At 54.6% G+C, this 1,395-nt stretch carries 1 protein-coding gene; it reads left to right on the top strand.

Annotated features, from left to right (window positions below; all coding sequences use genetic code 11):
• The first annotated feature begins 103 nt into the window (after nucleotides 1-103).
• Nucleotides 104-1,117: an IS110 family transposase gene (locus LWH94_RS19130; RefSeq protein WP_232903300.1), complete on the top strand. Its 1,014-nt coding sequence runs from the start codon at nucleotides 104-106 to the stop codon at nucleotides 1,115-1,117.
• Nucleotides 1,118-1,395: the final 278 nt, after the last annotated feature.

Genomic DNA, 1,395 nt, shown 5'->3' on the forward strand with positions numbered 1-1,395 from the left:
AAGCGCACAGGGATGATGGGATGAACACCTCTTGTTGAGATCGGCGTCAAAGCGCCACTATTAGATGTGCGAAATCAATAGGTCAACAACAAGAGGTGTTCAGATGAACGTTACCCTAATCGGAATCGACTTGGCAAAAACTGTCTTTCAGGTTTGTGGTGTGAACCGAAGCGGCAACCCGGCGTTCAACCATCAAGTGCGCAGGAATAGGCTGATTGAGAAGTTGCTGCAATATCCGGAAGCGACGATTGCCATGGAGGCCTGCAGTGGTTCGAACTACTGGGGCCGGGAGCTGAAGAAGCTGGGCTTTGAGGTGTTATTGATTCCGCCCCAGCATGTGAAGCCGTTTGTGAAGGGCAACAAGAACGATCGGAACGATGCCTTTGCGATTACAGAGGCCGCCCGGCGACCGAGGATGCGGTTTGTGGAACCGAGATCGCTGGAGCAAACAGACATACTGGTGCTGCATAAGCTGATCAATCGGAAGGTCCAGGCCCGGACCGCGTTGATCAATCAGATCCGGGGCTTTCTGAACGAGTACGGCGTCATCGTTGCGCCAGGTAAGGAACGATTACTCAAGGCGTTACCAGAGTTGCTGGAGGACGCGGAGAACCCACTGACCTGTGCTGCCAGAGAGGCCTTACAGAGTCTGTTGGAAGAGTGGAGAGAGGCCAATCGCCAGATACAGATGCATGAGGCGAAACTGAAACAAACAGCCAAACAGCTGGAACCCGCACGACGCCTGATGGGCGTGAAAGGGGTTGCGGAGAAAACGGCAACCGCGGTGGTGGCCTATGCCGGTGACGGTAAGGCCTTTAAGAGCGGGCGACACTTTGCAGCCAATCTGGGATTGGTTCCGAACGAACACTCCAGTGGCGGCAAGCAAAAGCTCGGAAGCATCACCCGTCGAGGGAATAACTATCTGCGCCGATTGTTGGTTCAGGGTGCCTGGTCGGTCATCCGATACACGGATAAAGCCACCGACCGGCTATCACGCTGGGCGGCCGGGGTTATTGAGCGCAGAGGCAAACACAAAGCGGTGATTGCCGTGGCCAACAAGTTGGCAAGAATTCTATGGGCAATGCTCTACCACCAAACGGAGTACCGGGCGGCGTAAAGCAGCACTCAAGGAGCAAAGGCACCCCACGCAAATGCGGTGAGTAATGAGTTAACAGGGTTAAACCGGCCCTTGTGAATGCTGGCGAGCACACGGAGCACCAACTCCGTAGGGACGATAAGCGGCAAGGGCGCGGTTTTCATTGAGGCCAGAGTCGCCGAAGTGACTCATCATAAAGGCCGGATATACGTGCGCAGTTTTACCCAGTTAACTTTTTACACCACCGAGAGCTTGGGAGGCTTGCGCAACAAGAGGTCTACATATATGTGCTCGTAGCG

The organism is Marinobacter sp. G11, from assembly GCF_021282325.1.
GTDB classification, from domain to species: Bacteria; Pseudomonadota; Gammaproteobacteria; order Pseudomonadales; family Oleiphilaceae; genus Marinobacter; species Marinobacter vinifirmus.

Coding starts and splice junctions, on each gene's coding strand:
- LWH94_RS19130 (WP_232903300.1), top strand. CDS start 104: ATGAACGTTACCCTAATCGGAATCGACTTGGCAAAAACTGTCTTTCAG.